Origin of the sequence: Bacteroides cellulolyticus (genome assembly GCF_025567135.1) — a bacterium.
Classification (GTDB): domain Bacteria; phylum Bacteroidota; class Bacteroidia; order Bacteroidales; family Bacteroidaceae; genus Phocaeicola; species Phocaeicola cellulolyticus.
The window spans coordinates 1-1,548 of record NZ_JAOQJJ010000041.1 but is presented as its reverse complement, the minus strand read 5'-3'; the positions used below and the strand labels follow the sequence as shown (position 1 = coordinate 1,548).

The window sequence follows — 1,548 nt, the reverse complement described above, 5'->3', positions numbered from 1 at the left end:
GTAAGCATTCAGTAAACCCCGTATGATTAGAACTGGTAAAGCCGGCATAGATTGTCTATTAAAAATTTCGACTTGTCTCTGAAAATGTTGAAGATATTCGACGATTTCTATCAGGATCTATTAAAAGCTAGGATTTTTCTCCGAAAAAGTCGAAGACATTAATACATACCTGTGACTTTTTCGGAGATTCTTTAAATAATCTTCTTGTCTTTTAAAGATGATGGCAGTAATTCTGCAATGTCCTTGGAGTAATCACTGTCGTATTCATGTACGTGGTTAAGGAAATAGTTCATCCAGCCCTTGAAGTCCACATCGGCAGCCTTGCAGCACCCCATGAATGAATAGATAACAGCAGCATCTTCAGCTGCGTCATGATTACCACAGAATAAAAAATTCTTCCTGCCGACCGCTATGGGGCGCGCTGAATTTTCTATCAGATTATTGTCTATACAATATTTACCGTCCATTGTATAATGTGCCAGCTGGCGCACATGATTAAGGAAGTAGTGCATGGCTTGTCCTATCGGACTTTTAGGAAGAACCTTACCATACTCCGCAAGACACCATTTCTCAAACGAACAGATTATAGGATATGCAAGCCGTTTACGCAGTTCCATACGCTGCTGTGCATTCATGTTGTCGTCATCGGCTATACGTTCCACGTCATAGAGCATGCCTATAATGGTCATGGCATACTCCGCCCTGGCCTTGTCATGCTTCAAAGCCCTCTCAAAGTAGCGTCTGGCATGTGCCCAACAGCATATGATGATGATACCTTTTGTCTTTTCAAGTATTCCATAACCGGTATATCCGTCTGTCTGTATGGCTCCTTGATAACCCTTGAAGAGTTCCAGAGCCACCTTCATGCTTCTGGAACCGTCATGGTAAAAGAAGAAGACCTGGTTGCCCGTTACGTTCCGCACCAGCCAAAGATATCCCTTTATTGTCTGATGCTTCTCATTGTTGATTATAGGTATAGTTGTCTCATCGGACTGGACATAATCGGAAGACAGGACCAGTTCCTTCAACCGGTAATAGGCGGGGCGCATCAGGTCGGCCACTTCATGGAACCAGGCTTCGATGCTGGACGGTGGCAGGCTGATGCCTATACGCTTGAACATCTGCATCTGCCGGTAGAACGGAAGATGGTCCACATATTTGCCGACCATCAGCTCGGTAAGCAGCGAAGCGCTTGCATAACTCTTGGGTATCGGTTCATTTTTCACTGGAGCGGTGATAATCCGGTTTGTATCCTTGCGCATACCTTTATGTCTGATAGTGACACGGACATACAGTTCGGCCGGTTTATATTCAAGATGCTCGGAAGTTTCCGTTTCATCAAACAGTACCCATTGGTCTTTATTGCCAAGATAGCCTTCGGGGTAGATATGCTCTTCTTCACGGCGGAGATGTTCCGGCAGCTTTTGGCGGACGGGAACTTTTTTCTCATGTTCCCTGACCTTAATCCGCTTATACTCGCTTACCTCTTTTATGGCCTGGCGGGCTGCCTCTTCCTCCTCTGGAGTCATATCCATCTTGTCGAAGTCA

1 protein-coding gene is annotated in these 1,548 nt (G+C 45.2%); it reads right to left on the bottom strand.

Annotation, left to right across the window (positions count from 1 at the left end):
* Positions 1 to 191: 191 nt before the first annotated feature.
* The coding region (gene tnpC / locus OCV82_RS15095) for an IS66 family transposase (RefSeq protein ID WP_154045202.1) at positions 192 to 1,548 on the bottom strand (1,357 nt) is incomplete at its 5' end.